Below are 17,490 nucleotides of genomic sequence, written 5' to 3' on the forward strand. Positions count from 1 at the left end.
ATAAGAAATAGAATAAGGTAAGCTTAAAATTGTTGAAAAAAATAATTGGAGGATTGGTTTAATGAAAAAAACGATTTCGATAATGACAGAGGAGTTTGTAAATGAAAAAACAGGCGAAAGCGTAGAGGGTATAACTATAATGATTGATGGAGTTATAAAAGATTTATTTGATATTATTAAGCATGAAAAAAAAGAATACAGCGATAACGTAAGTATAGTTCAGGATGCTTTAATGAAAGGTTTAGAAGAAATAAAAAATACTATATAAGCTAAGGTAATTATCATAGAATTTGCGATTTGCAAAAATACATTGTTTCCATAACAATTAGTATAGTGGAAACAATGTATTTTTTATAGTAACATGAGAAAAAAACATGCTGATTGACTATGTTGGACACACTACGTCAGAGGCAAAACAAATTGCTGGAGAAACAGGTGTAACACATGAGGAGAAAAATACGTATTTAAAGAATCTCAGATATTATTTTGATGCTGTTACCAAAACAATGGTTAGAAGTATGTCGGTTTTAGATAGTGGAACAATAGATGGAATGGCTACGGATGAAAATGGGAAGGCTTTAATATTACTGATATCAGATCATCTTGATTGGAAAAATGAGTATGATCATTTACTAAGACTACAAGAAAAAATAAATTCTTATATTACATTCTGCGAGGAACATCAATGGAGAATTAACAGTAAAAGAGTTTGTTGATTGGTACAATGATATTGACAACTATAGACCAGAACTGCCTAGTAATAACCGTAGTCACAAATATTAATAAGGAAGAATCTAATGGATATATATTTAGTAGCAAAATTAAAGAAATATGATGATTTTATTTCCTGTTATAATGAAGGAGATGAGAAAAAAATGTACAAAGGTAAATCACTGCTATTTTATTCATTATCAAATAATGATGCAGAAAGCCGTTATTTAATAACAATTTTTTTGATCAATAAGGGTGCTGATGTTAATGTAGTAAATGAGTGTGGTGAAAATCTTTTGCATATATTGCTTTCAAGAGTGAATCACAATATAAATCAGACGGTGGAGTTGTGCAAAAAGTTGATAGATGGAGGTGTGGATATAAACCAAATAGACGAAAAAGGAAGAGTCCCACTACAGTATTTGATTAATTTAAAATTTACAGATGAGGAACTTGAACCTTTATATAAAATCTGGTTTGCACAAAAAAATATTCTGGTTAATTACAAGAATGCATGGGGAAAAACGCCATTGGAAATTGCTGCTCAAATGCCGTACAGAAAAAAATTAGTAGAAAGGTTAAAATTATATGAGTGATGTAGTAAGTTTTATTTCAGATGCTGGTGGAAGCGTTGTTTCAAAAAATATATTGATACGGAAGAGTATTTGAGTGATGCAGATAATATGAGCATCTGTGATTTTAATACAATTGCAAATATTGAACCGGCAATTCTCACAATATACAACTGTAAAGTTGGAACTGATTTAGAATTGGTGGATGAGAATGGAAAGAAATATTTCTTGGATAACAGTACAGGAAAGAAATTTAAAGTATAGGACATATTCTGGGCACTCGGTAAGAAGTAAATGAGTAGTGTAAGAAGCCGATGCAGATAGTAAATACATTGTTTACTTAACAACATTTGTTATGAAAACAATGTATTTTTTTAGAGTTAAATTGAGAAAAACTAAATGATTGTTGACAAAAAAATAATGGATGATGCAATACTATTGTTTGATAATGGCATAAAGGAGATGGTGTTGTGTCGCAGGAAGATGATGTTGGAGCTGCGGGCGTTGGAGAAGCTGCGAAAGATAGCAGAGATGAGCTTGAAGACATTTTAAAAGCGCTTGAAGCTGGTGATTCTGACAAGCATGGACCCAATGTGAAGATCATTATAGGTGTAATAGCTGGGATCGTATTGGCTTCAGTTGTGTTAATAAGCATAATGGTTAAAATGAGAATGCACAGGTTCGTGATGTGATAACGGATACTTTGGATGTTGTATCGCAGTATCTGCGAACAGGCTATGTGAATCGTGAGCACTGGGTATTAGTGTTACCGAGAGAAGGCATGGTTATGGATCCAGATAGAACCTTGAAAAGTTATCATGTTGAAAATGGCGATAAACTGATACTCATGTAGATGAAGGATGTGTGATGTTAGTATCGTAAAGATACTTGACAAGTACAGGGGGGATGAAAATAATGGGGAATAGAGGCGTGCTTTTATATGTAGACTTGGGCAAGCTTGAAGATGAACCATACAGATTGTCAAAGATATATGATACACTTGGACAGTATATTGATGATATTAGACGTCAGAGAGATATAATATACATAAGCAAGATGGCGGAATCTCTGGATATATCATCCCTGGACAGACTCTATGCAACCTATATGCTGAAACTCCATGGTATGAGACCAGTGAAGGAAAGCTGGCTATAGGCATAGGCGTGCTTGTGGTTACTGCTGCAGTGGCGATAGTCTGCCCTGCCGTACTAGGGGCGGCGGCCGCCACGGTAACACAGTCTATAGCGACATCTGCCCTCGTGGGATCAGCAATATCTGGTATAATGAATGGCGCTGCATCAGTGAAAGCAGGAAAGTCGTTTTTTGATGGATTTGCAAGTGGCGTTGAAGAGGGCGCAATAATAGGTGCTCTTTGTGGAATGTTTGGCGCAGGAACAGCAGCCATGATGACTGGTGCAGAGATGACGGTCGGTAATGTTTTTGCTGCCAGAGTAATAAATGCTGTTGGGGATGCAACAATAGGTACAGCTACATACATATATCATGAAAACAAATATGATAAAGCAATAACAGGCGGAGATGTAGCCAAGACCTGGGCAGAGTGTGCAATAACATCATTTGTTTTGCGGTCAGTTTTTGAGGGTGGAAAGTCATCGTCAAAAGCAGATGGAAAGAATAGGGGTATGTCTACTAGCAAAGGACGGGTGGAGTCTGAAAGAAGTATTACTTGTGAGGGTGGAAGTACAACAATAGACGATGTTACAGGAATGGATTGGTATAATTATTATAGGGATACATATGGGAAAGAAAATGTGTGTTGGGAAAGTTGTAATCCATCAGAAGTAGCGTCCGCTTGGCAAGGTAGTTATCCCTATACTGGTGTGGATGCCTATACGAATATAACATTACATGATGGTGATATAATCTATATGGGCGAACCATTCCCAACGGGGTATTCTACAACATCAGAAGTAGCGCAGACTATAGGCAATGATGCTCAAAAGGTCTTTGGAGGATTGCAAGTAAAACCATATTATGAAAAAGGAATGGCTTATGCAGAATACAGAAGTAAGTTAACTCCTTACAAAGTTCATGGAGAACTAAATGTGGCAGATGGAGTCGCTTTGAATAATCCGCAATTTGGTCAAGGAGGATTAACGCAAAGATTTGACCCTAATTTTGATTTTAATTGTGCTAATGGAGTACTGGAAAAATTAGATAATCAAACGATTAGTTTAACAAATACTAAAATATCACTAGAGGAATATTTCGGTATGATGAATGAAATTAAGTAGGAGAAATGCTATGAAAAATGGGAAAATTAAATTGGGAAGATATATTATTGAACCAAAGACGAGTATTGATATATTAAATGCAGATGAATTCAATGTAATAAAATTTAATACTGGAAAAGTATATATATCCAAGGAGCCAATGGAATTAAATAAAGAAAAGTTCTGGACTACTATTTTTTGTGATAATAAGATAATATCAAAAGTTGAATTAAGTAATGCTGAAGAGAAGTACAAAATGAATTATCAAACAATGAATGATAATATTCTGAAAGAATTAAGAAAACATAATAATGATTTTTTGAAAAATGAATTAGGAATTCCAAGTAATGAAAGTATTACAGGAATAGAATATGATTATGCATGGGGAAAAATATTTTCATATTATGATAATAAATCATCGGAGACAGGCATTGTGATTGTTTATATTTAATTATGGTTATACTTTAAGACTTCCTTAGAAGTAAAATCTAATAAATCCAACTACCTCCATAACCATTGCCGAAGGCAAAACTTTTCGGTGACCGATTACTATGAATCGAGTCAGAATTCCGTAGAGGAATTCATAGGTTAAAGCGAAATCAGAGTAGTGCAGTCTTTTTGAACTCATAGTAATTCACTCCTAAAGGTTATTCAGAGTGAATTCAACCGGAATCAATCACAGTTAGAGCAAACGGCTCCAACTACAAATACAGCTGATTCGGAGAGATACTCACTCCTGAAGTGATTATCTAATGAAATGTTGGTGGCGACAAACCGTGCGATTATACATCGCTTACGTTTTCTGGAATTGTATCTGGAAATATTGAATATAATAATGGTATCCAAGAAAAAACAATAAAAGAATAGTTTTTGGAATGAAATCCAATAACTATTGAAAATAAACAAGTTTTTGGATATAATGAATACAGCAAATAAAAAATAAATTAGTCATCGAAAATAGATTCATAAGAAAGAAGGTAAATCCTCTCCTCATCATAGGACTCGGATTTTGTTTCGCAAAACAGGAGGATTATATGAATAAGATAATACTTAGAGACGAGTATCTTCAAACTTTGAAGGAATTTAAAGATAAAGACATTATAAAGATTGTAACAGGTATCAGACGATGTGGCAAATCCACGCTTATGCAGATATTTCAGGGCTATCTGAAAGAATCTGGGGTACAAGCAGACCATATCATTGCTATTAATTTTGAAGACTATGATTATGAAGATTTGAAGCAGCCAAGAGAATTATATAAATACATCAAGGATAGGCTTGTAGATGATGATATGCACTATGTGTTCTTTGATGAAATACAGAATGTGGAAGATTTTCCAAAGGTTGTGGACAGTTTGAATTTAAAGCCAAATGTAGATTTGTATCTGACAGGCTCGAATGCCTATATGCTATCTTCTGAGATTGCAACATTTCTTTCCGGAAGATATGTGGAGGTCAAGATGTTGCCCCTTTCCTTTAAAGAATATGTGAAGGCAACGGGAGATGAAAAAGAACTTTCGCTAAAGTATCAGAAATATTTGAAATTCAGTTCATTTCCATATGCTATGATGTTGGATGAGAAGGAAGAAGTAATTAATCAGTATCTTGAGAGTATCTATAGCACTGTGATGTTAAAGGACATTATTTCAAGAAAGAAGATTACCGATGTGATGATGCTTGAAAGTGTGATACGATTTATGTTTGATAATATTGGTAATCTTACATCGACAAAGAAAATCAGTGACACTATGACATCTGACGGAAGAAAAGTGGATGTAAAAACTGTTGAGAAATACATTACAGCGCTGGAAGAATCATTTGTAGTTTATCAGGCAAAACGATACGATGTGAAGGGTAAGAATTATTTGAAAACTCTTGATAAATATTATGTGGTTGACATTGGACTTCGTTATATGTTACTTGGTTCTAGAAATGCAGACACTGGTCATATTCTGGAAAATATAATCTATCTTGAGCTTATTAGACGAGGATATAAGGTCTATGTCGGCAAGGTGGAATCAGAGGAAGTGGATTTTGTTGCCATGAACAGTAAGGGAATTATTTACTATCAGGTGGCTGCTACGGTCAGAGAGGAATCAACACTTTTAAGAGAGCTAAGACCATTGCAGAAAATTACAGACCATTATCCAAAGTATATCATAACACTGGATGAAGACCCTGATGCTGATTACGATGGTATCAGGAGAATTAATGCGCTGCAGTTCTTACTTGGTGAGGAATAAGATTGAGGGATGAAATACCAAAATCCCACCCAATTTCATAGTAAAGACCTGAATCCGTGAAGTTGATTTGTTTTCGAATTTAGGAAGTGATATAAAACGAGAAGATTATGTCCATATTGTTGATGAATATTGGGTAGATTAGCGAAAAGAGTATGAAAAATGGATGTGCGTGTTAATAAAAATGATAAAATGGTGGAATGGGATGTGGGAGGCAAAACCATCTCGATTTATAACGAATATACCTTATATGCATTTAAGCATGGAAAAGGTATGCTAATGATTAAGGAAAAATATGAAACATCAGATAGTGGATTTAGTGCATATAATGAAGAGGGAAATTTAGTATTTTCGTATAGGAGTTTAGGAAATCATCTTAATTATAGGAATAAGGATATTTCTGTAATCAATGGTGCAATAATATCAGCTGATTATGAAGAAGAGAAAAGAAAATTAATAATTATAAAGGAGTTTAATGAAATAAGGTCACTTTTAATATATGATGATAATGCAGACTTTTTATCAGAGATAAATTGTCCAAAAGGTTATATATTTGTTTCGTTGAAAAATTGTGCTGGTCATATCATGGTAGTAGCACAAGGAATAAATGATTTGACTAGGGATTCATTTGGAAGAAACGATTGGAATTTTGAAATTAATTTTGAAAATTTTTACGTTGAAAGAAAATCTATCACACAGTAATTGATTAGAAAATGGTACCAGAAGGCAAAACTTCATATTAAGTTCCAATTGACCGATATAAACGCACTTTTTGTAACAAGAAAATTTGTTATGAAAGACTAACTGTCTTTACCAAAAACTTTCGACTTGCCCTTACGAAGTAATAGGCAATAGCGAAAGTTTTTATAAAGACAGTTCCATAGCAAAATTTTGGGGATGGGTGCACTTAAGGACAGTCAAAATCAAAACCTCATATTTAGTTCCCAAATGCTGAAATCAACAAAAAATGCGACATTATTATTGATGATTATGAAGAAGAGGTTCTTGAATTAGATAAAATACCAATGGCATTAGAGGTAGTAAATCAGTTTATAAAGAGTAACTCAAATAAAGAACTTGGTAAATTGAAAACAATGTTGGATTGTGTTATAGGCGAAAACATAATGCCTGAGTACATAGATTAATGCGATATACTGTATTGTTTAGCAAATAGGCATGCAATAAATCACATAGTGAGTTATAATGAAATCAACAGGCTGATACATATTATAAGAGGAGGACAAATTTAAACTATGGGAGTACAAAAGAAGAAGTTGTTACACCGGATAATGGCTCTGGCGATCGCAGTTGCGGTTGGATTGTCAGTGATCGTGCCGGGAGGAACAAGTGCTGAAGCGGCGACAATACCTGCGGATGTGACAAAACCATCTGCCAATTGCGTGTTTATAGCAATGAAGGGCAAGTATGTGTCGGAGGCTTCGGCTGCAGTGAAGAGGATCAATCAGATCCGTTATGAAGCATGTAAGCAGGGCGTTAAGATTGATGGACGGAAATTGACGCTTGACGACTATGTGCCGATCAAGTGGTCGGCAGGACTTGAGAAGATAGCAAGGATCAGAGCTGCGGAGGCGAGTGTTACAATGTATCACTCAAGACTTAACGGAAAGTCTGTATTTGATTTCAAATATCCGGGAAATGGCTGGCCGACTTCCGAGGTGCTTGCGTGGAACTGGTCAGAGAGCATGCTCATGGGCATTGAGCAGTGGTACAGCGAGAAGGATGCCTATGTGAAGGGAACTCCTGGAGCGGTGACCGGACATTACACATCCATGATAAATCCTGCAAACAGGTATGTGGGTGTTGGTACATTTATAAATAAGAATGCATCTTATCCGAATACGACTGCAGCCCAGTTCATGGGAAGCGGCAGTCAGGCTGAGACTATGGCTAAGTCCACTGGTGAGAGCGATGTTACGGTGGAGGTGCAGAAGGACAATATCACATCGGTTAAGATGACCGGAAATAAGAGCGTGCAGGAGGGACAGAAGGTAACTCTCACACTCAAGGCAGTCCTTGGACAGTATGGAAGTACATCGTATAAGGTGCTTGCGGGAGCTAAGTGGAAAACATCGAATTCCGCTATTGCAAAGGTGTCACCTACAGGAGTGGTAACAGGTCTCAGAAAGGGAACTGTGAAGATCACAGCCACTGTTGGATCACGTTCAGCATCATATACGGTAACAGTAACAGGAAAATGTGCGCATGTATATTCCGGCAAGGTAGTAAAAACAGCAACTACCAGAAGCGATGGCAAGGTGTTACATACATGCAGAAAATGCGGCCAGAAGAAGTATATCGTTGTCAAGAAGATAAAGAGTGTTACATTATCACAGACGAGATATAAGTATGATGGTAAGACAAAGACACCTAAGGTGACTGTGAAGGACAGCAATGGTAAGATAATATCATCAAAATACTACAAGGTGACATATCCTAAGGCGAGAAAGAAAGCCGGAACATATACGGTGAAGATAAAGTTTTCCGGAAGGTATAAGGGTACAGTTTCAAAGAAGTACAGAATAGTAAAATAAAAAAATACCGTTGTTCATAAAAAATATGGACAACGGTATTTTTAATCTGAAAGAAATTATTTCTTCTCAGGCTCTGGAGTATAGTCAAGTATGGATGAAATAGCCTTGTGAACCTTTGTATACTCAGTTATAAGAATATGCATACGCTGGAATCCAGGCTGCTCCAGATGATAATATACTCTGGTCATTCTCTTTCCAACCTGCTCTTTGTGATCGGAGATGAAACCGTATTCAATCAATTTGTACAGTGCAGGATATAGAGAACCGATAGGAATCTTTATCACGCCGTCTGACAGTGAGTCCATGAGCTGTGACAGCTCGTAGCCGTAATAATCTTTCTGGCTGAGCAGATAGAGTACGAGCAGCTCCACGGAACCTCTGATGAAGTTCGGCTTTGCAACGACTCTTGCATGTACAGCCTCAACTGCTGCTTCCTTTGCGGTATCATTACTTTGATCCTGAACCATAATACTGTTGGAATATATGCTGTTTAATACGTTTTCCATTAAAACCACCTCATACAAAAAAAATAGTTACACTTTGTATTGATTGTAATTGCAAAATCATTTAATTGCAACCTTTCTTTTCATTAAAATGAAAATAAGTTGCGTATTTTTGCAATTTTTGCTTATTTGAGAAAGGTTTTTGACTGTAACTGCCTGGATAATGCCAATAGACGGCTGGCAGCATCCTTTGGATCGTCAGCTTTCATTATGGCGGACACCACACAGATGCCGGCGATAGGTATGCCCGAGAGGACATCCAGGTTGGTCGGATTGAGTCCTCCGATGGCATTTACCGGGATGGGAACTGCCTTGCAAATGTCTCTCAGTGTATCCGTGGATGTGAGCACTGTCTTGACCTTGGTGGTGGTTGGGTAGATGGCTCCAACTCCCAGATAATCAGCTCCCTGTTCATACGCCTCCACGGCCTGAGGAACAGTCTTGGTGGTTGCGCCCACGATGCGGTCAGGCCCCATGAGTTTTCTGGCTATGGAGACTGGCATGTCTGTCTGCCCCACATGGACACCTTCGGCATCGGTCGCCAGCGCCACATCTACCCGGTCATCTATGATGAGTGGCACGTTGTAGCGGCGCGCAATTGAGTGCACCTTGTCCGCAAGATGTATGTACTCACGGGTAGTTCTTTCCTTTTCTCTAAGCTGCATGAGTGTCGCACCGCCGTCCAGAGCACACTCCACTCTGTACAGAAATTCCTCCTCGGACAACCCTGTGCTGTCCGTTATAAAATATAAAGTAGGATCAAATGTATACATTTCAAAGTCCTTTCTAAAATTGTTACACATACAGATAGTCATTGAGTACGGGCTGCAGTCCCTCGCCCTCTATGTCTGAATACATATGTTCAAGACTTCTGTTGTCGTTGATCTCGAACTGCTCGTCGCCCTGCTCACTGCAGGAAGTCTTGCCGCTGTATTTGCTTTCATGATCGCCGATTCCGGTTGACACGCCCGCCGATACCTTGGTCGCTGCGATCTTCACTATGCCGTTTCTGAAGTCTGCACTCTCCCTTGAAGATACCGTTATTCCGGCAAATGGCAGGAATATCCTGTATGCGCACAGTATCTGGCAGAGCTGCTTCTCGTGTACGTCCAGAGGATTGATCTGATCGTTGTTGATGATCGGTCTCAGTCTTGGACAGGAGAGTGACATCTCTGCGTGTGGGTATTTTCTCTGGAGAAAATACGCGTGAAGGGCTGTTGCCAGTGCATCCTTGCGGAAGTCGGAGAGCCCTAACAGTGCTGAGAATGCAACGCCCCGCATTCCGCCCATGAGGGCGCGCTCCTGCGAGTCGAAACGGTATGGCCATACTCTCTTGTGACCCATCAGGTGAAGAGTCTCGTATTTGTCTGCGTCGTAGGTCTCCTGGAACACTGTCACATAGTCCGCACCGCACTCATGGAGGTAGCGGTACTCATCGGTGTTCACCGGATATATTTCAAGGCCTACCATGCGGAAGTATTTCCTTGCAAGCTTGCATGCCTCGCCGATATACGTTACGTCACTCTGGCTGCGGCTCTCGCCGGTCAGTATAAGGATCTCTTCCATACCGCTGTCGGCGATGACCTTCATTTCCTTCTCGATCTGCTCTGCTGAGAGCTTCATTCTGTTGATGTGATTGTAGCAGTTGAAGCCGCAGTATACGCAGTAGTTCTCACAGTAGTTGGCTATGTAGAGCGGCGTGAACATGTAGACCGTGTTGCCGAAGTGCCTGCTTGTCTCGCGGCTTGCGCGCTGCGCCATCATCTCAAGAAATGGTTCGGCGGCGGGGGAGAGCAGAGCCTTGAAGTCCTCTATGCTGCACGTCTCGTGTTCAAGGGCCGCCATGACGTCTCTGCCTGTGTAACTGCTGTAGTCGTAGCTGTTCATGTGCTCCATGACCTTGCTGCGGATGTCAGATTCAATAACCTCCATGCCCGGAAGGTATTCCATATGGCTTTTCCTTGACGATGGATCTGTCTCCAGACGGTGCTTGATCTCCAGCGCTTCCGGCGAAAGATATTCCGAGTCTATCAGAAAGTGGTTTTCCATCTGAGTGCACCCCCTTAGTCATGCAGGAATCCGGTCAGTGGATCTGAAGCGGATGCCCCTCTGGTGAGAACTCTTCCAAGACCTGCCAGATAAGCCTTTCGGCCTGAATTTATCGCGTCCTTGAATGCCGATGCCATGAGTGGCAGATTTCCGGCTGTGGCGAGGGCAGTGTTTGCCATGATGGCGGCAGCGCCCATCTCCATGGCTTCACATGCCTGGGATGGCCTTCCGATACCGGCGTCAACTATGATCGGAAGTTCGATCTCGTCGATGAGGATCTGGATGAAGTCTTTGGTAGCTAGTCCTTTGTTGGAACCTATAGGTGATGCCAGTGGCATGACCGCTGCGGCTCCCGCATTTACTAGATCACGGGCGGCATTCAGGTCCGGGTACATGTAAGGCAGTACCACAAATCCTTCATTTGCCAGTGCCTCGGTTGCCTTTATCGTTTCCTGGTTGTCGGGAAGGAGATATTTGCTGTCGCGCATGATCTCCACCTTGACGAAGTCTCCACAGCCCAGAGCCCTTGCAAGCCTTGCTATGCGCACGGCCTCCTCGGCGTTCCTCGCGCCGCTTGTATTTGGCAGGAGAGTAACTCCCTCCGGGATGAAATCGAGAATATTTTCCTCTTCTTTTGTATTTGCACGGCGGACGGCCAGAGTGATGATCTCTGCTCCTGCGTCTTTTATAGCTGATTCGATCAGCTTCATGGAATACTTTCCTGAACCCAGAATAAATCTTGAATTGAATTCATGTCCTCCGATTATCAGCTTGTCTTCTTTCATTATAATGCTCCTCCTCCCATGAAACTCACGACCTCCACACAGTCGCCGTCGTTAAATGTAATGTCTGCGTATGTCTCTCTCGGTATGATCTCTTCGTTGATCTCAACAACTATGCGCACCGGTTTGTAGCCGGATTCTTCAAGAAATGCCGCCAGATTCTGCCCGGCAATGTCGAGATCTTTTCCGTTCACTGTTACCATAGCCCTTTCCTCCAAAGTCTTTTATCTGCACAAAAAAAGAGTTACCGATTTGGTAACTCCAATAAAGTCTGCACTTTAACAAACGTCTGCTATCAGGCTTCCCTACGTTGGCATTATCCAAATCAGGTTTCCGGTCGAAGGTCACACCTTCCTCTCAGCCTGTACTACAAGCTCCCGCGTCCTCTTTTTGTTGTCAGATAATAATATACGACCTGAAAACCCGGAATGCAAGAGTAATCTATCAGGCAAATATGCCATTTGACCGCAAATATTCGAAGCTCTCTCAAAAATATACGGAAAATGTACTGCGATTGATGGCTTTTCCTTGACACAGCCCACATATGTATGTACAATTTAGTTGTTTGGCGCGCTAAAGTGTCATACAAAATCAGCAGGTTGCACAAATGCTGATTTGAGTTATCTTATGGAGGACAGTGAAGTTATGAGACAGAAGAAGATTCATTACATCTATAATAAAGAGATGGAGTGTATGGATCCTGAGGAGAGAAGAAAGCTTCAGGGGGAGAGACTTAGAAAGACAGTAGAACTTGAATATGCAAATGTACCGGCATACAGAGCCAGAATGGACGAGGCGGGAGTAAAGCCGGAGGATATAAACAGCATAGACGATATCGTCAAGCTGCCATTTATGCAGAAGACAGATCTCAGGGATAACTTCCCATTTGGACTGTTTGCAGCAGACAGGAAGGACATCATCAGAATCCAGGGTTCATCAGGAACCACAGGTAAGCCTGTTGTAGCTGGCTACACCCAGAACGATATAGATGTGTGGACGGAGATGGTAGCCAGAGCTATCAAGTGCGCTGGTGGCGGAGAGGATGATGTCATCCAGATAGCTTATGGTTATGGATTGTTCACAGGTGGACTTGGAGCACATCAGGGCGCGACTAAGGTTGGTGCCATGGTAGTTCCGATGTCATCAGGCAACACACAGAGACAGATCATGATGATGAAAGAGCTCGGCGCAACCATGCTTTGCTGTACACCTTCATATGCTACATACCTCGCAGAGACCATCAGGGAGATGGGCATCGATCCATCAGAACTGAAGATCAAGTCAGGCTACTTCGGAGCAGAACCTTGGACAGAGGAGATGAGACAGCACCTTGAGGAGCTTCTTGACTTCGATGCATTTGATATATATGGACTAACAGAGATCGGTGGACCTGGTGTTGCATTTGAGTGCTTTGAGAAGAACGGAATGCACATCAACGAGGATCATGTTCTTGCAGAGATCATTGATCCGGTCACAGAGGAGCCGCTTCCAGACGGAGTTCCTGGAGAGCTTGTGTTTACAACCCTTACCAAGACAGGTACACCTATGATCAGATACAGGACACACGATATATGTACACTTACACACGGCACATGTGCATGTGGAAGAACAACAGTCAAGATGAGCCGTATCACAGGCCGTACAGACGACATGCTTGTAATCCGTGGTGTAAATGTATTCCCTAGTCAGATAGAGTCAGTCCTTCTCGGCGTGGAGGAGGCTTCAGCTCATTATATGATCGTGGTTGATCGTGTGAATTCACAGGATAAGCTGACAGTTCAGGTAGAGCTCAAGGAAGATGTGGATATGGGCGATGCTGCAAAGCTTGCGGCTATTGCATCCCGCATCAAGACAGATATCAAGCAGACACTGCTTATCAGCGCAAAGGTTGAACTGGTTCCACCTAAGACCATTCCACGTTCAGAGGGCAAGGCAAAGAGGATCACAGATAACAGACATATCGGATTCTAATCGGTAAGATTGAGTAGTCAGACGAATCACAGGACTGAAATGTTTGAGAGCGGAAGACTATAGAGAGAATAAAACAGCCGGCTTAATGGCGAGCTTTCCGGGATCGAGACCGGGCATGTCGCTGTGAGCCGGCTGTTTTATCAGGCAGTGATCAGGCAGGAGTCAGGCGGGGGGCAGGCAGGAATCTTGGGAGACTTGCGGCGGCAGACATCAGCTGTGAGGCCTGCCGCCGGGAAACTGGCAAAACAGATAAAATCGCCAAATGCTGAAAAACCTTGCATTTTGGTATGTTTCCGTGTAGAATTTGCTTTGTTATGTGCGCTGACAGTGAGATACTGCACTGCAGTGGTAAAGTTGGTGCGGAGCAGATAAATTATAATTATTATGGAAGGTGGATTAACTAATGAATGTTTACGAGATGATTGCGTTTATAGCGTATTTTGTCCTGGTAATCGGTGTAGGAATTTATTTCTTCTTCAAATCCAAGGGGAATGCCGGCGAGAAGGATTATTTTCTTGGAGGAAGAGATATGAATGGTCTGGTGGCTGCACTCAGCGCCGGAGCATCTGATATGAGTGCGTGGGTTCTCATGGGACTGCCCGGAGCATTCTATGCGACAGGACTCAGCAACATGTGGATATCAGTTGGTCTGTTCATCGGAACAGCATGTGCCTGGATATTCATAGCACCGAGACTCAGAAGATTCTCGATAGCGTACAACGATTCGATCACTATACCTCAGTATTTGACAAATCGTTTTCAGTCAGACAATAAGCTGCTTCTCATAATATGTGCAGTTATATTTGTGGTTGCATATTGTATATACGCTGCGTCAAGTATATCGGCCTGCGGTACTCTGTTCAATACTGTTATGGGCATCGACAGGAATACAGCCATGATCGGCGCTGCAGTCATCATCATCGTGTACACATTCCTTGGTGGTTTTAATGCAGTGTGCTGGACGGATTTCTTCCAGGGACTTCTGATGCTTGCAGCTCTCATGATCGCACCTATCATTGCGGTCATCACCATGCAGGGCGCTGGCTTTATAGCACCTGATGTTGTCATTCCAGACAATTATTACAATGCCCTTATAAGTGGTTCATTTGACAAGACCAGTGTGATCAATATCATATCAGGACTTGCATGGGGACTTGGATATATGGGTATGCCACATATTCTTATAAGATATATTTCGATCAAGTCAGAGAAGGAGATGAAGAAGTCCAGAATAGTCGGTACTTGCTGGACGGGAATCATCCTCGTTATGGCATCCGTAGTTGGTATGGTCGGCCTTAAGTATCTTGGCGGTGGACTTACAGATAACTCACAGGTATTCATCAGACTTGTAAGAGGCGTGTTCCCTGCACTTGTAGCTGGTATACTTCTCTCAGCTATCCTTGCAGCGTCCATGAGTACAGCTGATTCACAGCTCCTTGCTTCATCATCAGCATTTTCGTCTGATGTGTACAAGCCTATATTCAGAAAGAGTGCATCCGACAAGGAGATGCTCTGGGCAGGAAGAATTGTGGTCATCATCATCTCAGTTGTGGCACTTGCCATAGCGATGAATCCAGACTGCGAGGGTATCATGGCACTCGTGTCAAATGCATGGGGCGCATTCGGATCGGCATTTGGACCGGTCATCGTTCTGTCATTGTACTGGAAGCGACTGAATTACAATGGAGCACTTGCTTCTATCATAGTCGGATTTGCTGTTGACATGCTCTGGTACAAGTTCCTTGCAACACCAACAGGACTTTATGAGATCGTTCCTGGATTTGCAGCAGCGTTCATTACAGCTATCGTCGTATCACTTCTCACAAAGAAGCCTTACGACAAGGTTGCTGAGATATTCGAGAAGGCTAAGCTTCCTACGGAGTAATTTGCAGTGTAGAGTTATAAAGCTGGGATCTTTTGGTGGCGGATGAGTTCGTCTGCACACAAAATTATCTCTAAATCAAAATAAAAGGCTGAAAAGATACAAAATCTGAAGAAATTGTATCTTTTCAGCCTTTTTTGCTAAATAAAAGATAATTTTGTGCGCAAAAAAAGAACCACCTGAATTGCTAGGCGGTTCTTTTTTAAACAACAACTTAAACAACTAAGAGTAAATTACTTTCTCTTGAACAACTGAGTTCAGTATATACACAAAATATGAACAGAATATGTACAGAAAAAAAACGTTTTGCAAAATAAAATCTTCAAAATTTAAAGATTTTATGACACATTTTTCAAAGTGCACAAAAAGAAAATGGCCATTTGTGCGGTATGCACAGAGCCTTGTAAAAACATGTAAATCCCGCATAAATATGTAAATAACAGGTAAAGGAGTAAGTATTTCAACTGGTAAAACAGCCTCTTTTTAATTATGATAGGAGATAGGGCGATTATAAGTGTGTGTATGTTTGCCATAACGGGTGGTATATTCGTGTATGCTTACCATCAACCAGTTCCTGCCGAAGTACTGCAGTGTGCTTCTGCGCGATGATTACAGGGAATACGTTTCGGAGATAATCATAGAGGGACACACGGATACGAATGGTTCCTACATATACAATCTTGAACTTTCACAGCAGCGAGCGTTCTCAGTGGCAAAGTACTGTCTGACGGAGAGCAACGGCATCATAAGCAGTGGACATGGCAGCGTCGAGACGCGTGGAGATCAAGTTCAGGCTTCAGGACGAAGAGATGATAGATGAGATGATGGACATTCTCAAGGACAAATAGATATATAAGAGGAGAGCAATGGCGGTAAACAAGACAAAACTCAAAAAGCAAATATTTGACATAATACAGATAGGGGACAAAAGCAATCTGGCGAGCAGGGCATTTGACATATTCATAGTGGGTGTCATATTGTCGAACATATCGGTGATGTTCCTGCAGACCTACGATCAGCTTGAACCATATTATGGGCTGCTGAGTGTTATCGAGTGGGTGACTACAGGCATATTCTGTGTTGAGTACATTCTCCGCATATGGACGGCGGATTTCCTGTATCCCACATGCACCAGAGGAAAGGCTATAGGAAAGTTCCTCATATCATATGACGGAGTTGTGGATCTGCTCACGATCATACCAGTGTTCTTTCTGTCTGGCTTCGTGGCGTTCAGGATGCTCAGGGTGGTCCGTATATTCCATCTTTTCAGGATCAATTCAAAGTACGACAGCTTCAATGTCATCAAGATGGTCCTGCTGAGAAAGAGCAGACAGATCATATCGTCCATGTTCATCATATTTATACTGATGATGGCGAGCAGCCTGTGTATGTACAGCACTGAGCATGCCGCACAGCCGGGAGTGTTCAGCAACGCCTTCAGCGGCATATGGTGGGCGGTATCGACAGTCCTTACCGTGGGGTATGGAGACATTTACCCGATCACGCTGCTGGGCAAATGCATGGCGATAGTCATAGCATTTATGGGAGTTCTGCTGGTAGCGATACCTACAGGTATCATAAGCGCCGGATTTGTAGAGCAGTATCAGAAAAATGCCAACGAGGAGTCCAAAGTTGTTGATGTGGACGAGATTGGAGAATTGCTCGTAGATGATGTGAGCAAGTTTTGCGGCAGGACCATACTCCAGGCTACGGAGGAGTATGGTGTGAATATATATATGGTACTCAGGGATAATATGTCTATACTGCCGACAGGTGATCTGAAGATACAGACAGGTGATATTCTGATAGTGAAGTCAAAATTCCTTGAGAAGAGACGTGGAAGCTCATTGTCTTAGGTTATGCAAGTAATAAATATAAAATTCAGATTATAATTGAGAAGTTTCTGTAAACTACAAAAAAAACTCAATAATCATATTGATTTATTTTGACTAATTGGGTATACTTTCAACTGAATATGAGAGTAAATGTTCATA

At 41.2% G+C, this 17,490-nt stretch carries 22 protein-coding genes and 1 riboswitch; of the genes, 17 read left to right on the forward strand and 5 right to left on the reverse strand.

Going from position 1 to position 17,490, the window contains the following annotated elements; translation table 11 throughout:
- Positions 1–61 precede the first annotated feature (61 nt).
- From AB5150_RS07945 to AB5150_RS08005, 13 genes are all read left to right on the forward strand, one after another.
- Positions 62–268, forward strand: a complete 207-nt coding sequence (locus AB5150_RS07945) for a hypothetical protein (RefSeq protein ID WP_055148043.1) — start codon at positions 62–64, stop codon at positions 266–268.
- Positions 269–374: 106 nt separating this feature from the next.
- The gene (locus AB5150_RS07950) at positions 375–716 is read left to right on the forward strand and encodes a DUF6572 domain-containing protein (RefSeq protein WP_349819053.1); all 342 of its coding nucleotides are present in this window, start codon (positions 375–377) and stop codon (positions 714–716) included.
- Positions 682–783 (forward strand): GH-E family nuclease, encoded by a 102-nt coding sequence (locus AB5150_RS07955; protein WP_243003794.1) that lies wholly within the window; start codon positions 682–684, stop codon positions 781–783. Before AB5150_RS07950 ends, AB5150_RS07955 begins: the two co-directional genes overlap by 35 nt.
- A gap of 14 nt (positions 784–797) precedes the next feature.
- Positions 798–1,307, forward strand: a complete 510-nt coding sequence (locus AB5150_RS07960) for an ankyrin repeat domain-containing protein (RefSeq protein ID WP_055148038.1) — start codon at positions 798–800, stop codon at positions 1,305–1,307.
- Between the two features lie 69 nt (positions 1,308–1,376).
- Positions 1,377–1,547, forward strand: coding sequence for a DUF2185 domain-containing protein (locus tag AB5150_RS07965; RefSeq protein WP_199413867.1), 171 nt, complete (start codon positions 1,377–1,379; stop codon positions 1,545–1,547).
- A gap of 206 nt (positions 1,548–1,753) precedes the next feature.
- On the forward strand, positions 1,754–1,975 hold the full coding sequence (locus tag AB5150_RS07970) for a hypothetical protein (protein WP_349819054.1): 222 nt from the start codon (positions 1,754–1,756) through the stop codon (positions 1,973–1,975).
- Positions 1,972–2,136: a hypothetical protein gene (locus AB5150_RS07975; protein WP_119201420.1), complete on the forward strand. Its 165-nt coding sequence runs from the start codon at positions 1,972–1,974 to the stop codon at positions 2,134–2,136. The genes AB5150_RS07970 and AB5150_RS07975 overlap by 4 nt, the downstream gene beginning before the upstream one ends.
- A 62-nt stretch (positions 2,137–2,198) precedes the next feature.
- Positions 2,199–2,438 (forward strand): hypothetical protein, encoded by a 240-nt coding sequence (locus AB5150_RS07980; RefSeq protein ID WP_349819055.1) that lies wholly within the window; start codon positions 2,199–2,201, stop codon positions 2,436–2,438.
- Positions 2,439–2,452: 14 nt separating this feature from the next.
- Positions 2,453–3,538, forward strand: a complete 1,086-nt coding sequence (locus AB5150_RS07985; protein ID WP_368291622.1) for a hypothetical protein — start codon at positions 2,453–2,455, stop codon at positions 3,536–3,538.
- 10 nt (positions 3,539–3,548) lie between these two features.
- On the forward strand, positions 3,549–3,968 hold the full coding sequence (locus AB5150_RS07990; RefSeq protein ID WP_055223661.1) for a hypothetical protein: 420 nt from the start codon (positions 3,549–3,551) through the stop codon (positions 3,966–3,968).
- 592 nt (positions 3,969–4,560) lie between these two features.
- Positions 4,561–5,760, forward strand: coding sequence for an ATP-binding protein (locus AB5150_RS07995; protein WP_349093453.1), 1,200 nt, complete (start codon positions 4,561–4,563; stop codon positions 5,758–5,760).
- A gap of 159 nt (positions 5,761–5,919) precedes the next feature.
- Entirely contained in the window at positions 5,920–6,459 is a 540-nt protein-coding gene (locus tag AB5150_RS08000; protein WP_015533320.1) for a hypothetical protein, read from the forward strand.
- 551 nt (positions 6,460–7,010) lie between these two features.
- Positions 7,011–8,309: a CAP domain-containing protein gene (locus AB5150_RS08005; protein ID WP_055223663.1), complete on the forward strand. Its 1,299-nt coding sequence runs from the start codon at positions 7,011–7,013 to the stop codon at positions 8,307–8,309.
- A gap of 56 nt (positions 8,310–8,365) precedes the next feature.
- Here AB5150_RS08005 and AB5150_RS08010 read toward each other — a convergent pair whose 3' ends face one another.
- The 5 genes from AB5150_RS08010 to thiS form a co-directional block, all read right to left on the reverse strand.
- Positions 8,366–8,815 (reverse strand): PadR family transcriptional regulator, encoded by a 450-nt coding sequence (locus AB5150_RS08010; RefSeq protein ID WP_015533318.1) that lies wholly within the window; start codon positions 8,813–8,815, stop codon positions 8,366–8,368.
- A gap of 122 nt (positions 8,816–8,937) precedes the next feature.
- On the reverse strand, positions 8,938–9,585 hold the full coding sequence (gene thiE / locus AB5150_RS08015) for a thiamine phosphate synthase (RefSeq protein WP_055143818.1): 648 nt from the start codon (positions 9,583–9,585) through the stop codon (positions 8,938–8,940).
- A gap of 22 nt (positions 9,586–9,607) precedes the next feature.
- Positions 9,608–10,861 (reverse strand): 2-iminoacetate synthase ThiH, encoded by a 1,254-nt coding sequence (gene thiH, locus AB5150_RS08020; RefSeq protein WP_055143820.1) that lies wholly within the window; start codon positions 10,859–10,861, stop codon positions 9,608–9,610.
- Positions 10,862–10,875: 14 nt separating this feature from the next.
- Positions 10,876–11,646 (reverse strand): thiazole synthase, encoded by a 771-nt coding sequence (locus AB5150_RS08025; RefSeq protein ID WP_015533315.1) that lies wholly within the window; start codon positions 11,644–11,646, stop codon positions 10,876–10,878.
- Positions 11,646–11,846, reverse strand: coding sequence for a sulfur carrier protein ThiS (gene thiS / locus AB5150_RS08030; protein ID WP_055273666.1), 201 nt, complete (start codon positions 11,844–11,846; stop codon positions 11,646–11,648). The genes AB5150_RS08025 and thiS overlap by 1 nt, the downstream gene beginning before the upstream one ends.
- Positions 11,847–11,928: 82 nt before the next feature.
- Positions 11,929–12,034, reverse strand: a riboswitch (TPP riboswitch).
- A 254-nt stretch (positions 12,035–12,288) separates the two neighbouring features.
- On the opposite strand from thiS, the gene AB5150_RS08035 reads away from it, so the two are divergent.
- From AB5150_RS08035 to AB5150_RS08050, 4 genes are all read left to right on the forward strand, one after another.
- On the forward strand, positions 12,289–13,614 hold the full coding sequence (locus AB5150_RS08035; protein ID WP_015533313.1) for a phenylacetate--CoA ligase family protein: 1,326 nt from the start codon (positions 12,289–12,291) through the stop codon (positions 13,612–13,614).
- A gap of 403 nt (positions 13,615–14,017) precedes the next feature.
- Complete coding sequence (gene putP / locus AB5150_RS08040) at positions 14,018–15,499, forward strand: sodium/proline symporter PutP (RefSeq protein ID WP_368291626.1); 1,482 nt, start codon at positions 14,018–14,020, stop codon at positions 15,497–15,499.
- A gap of 550 nt (positions 15,500–16,049) precedes the next feature.
- Positions 16,050–16,316 carry an OmpA family protein gene (locus tag AB5150_RS08045; protein ID WP_022216619.1) on the forward strand — a complete coding sequence of 89 codons (267 nt, stop codon included), beginning with the start codon at positions 16,050–16,052 and terminating at the stop codon, positions 16,314–16,316.
- A gap of 46 nt (positions 16,317–16,362) precedes the next feature.
- Positions 16,363–17,352 (forward strand): ion transporter, encoded by a 990-nt coding sequence (locus tag AB5150_RS08050; RefSeq protein WP_368291628.1) that lies wholly within the window; start codon positions 16,363–16,365, stop codon positions 17,350–17,352.
- Positions 17,353–17,490: the final 138 nt, after the last annotated feature.

The organism is Coprococcus sp. RTP21281st1_F1_RTP21281_210402, assembly GCF_040915325.1.
GTDB lineage: Bacteria > Bacillota > Clostridia > Lachnospirales > Lachnospiraceae > Coprococcus > Coprococcus aceti.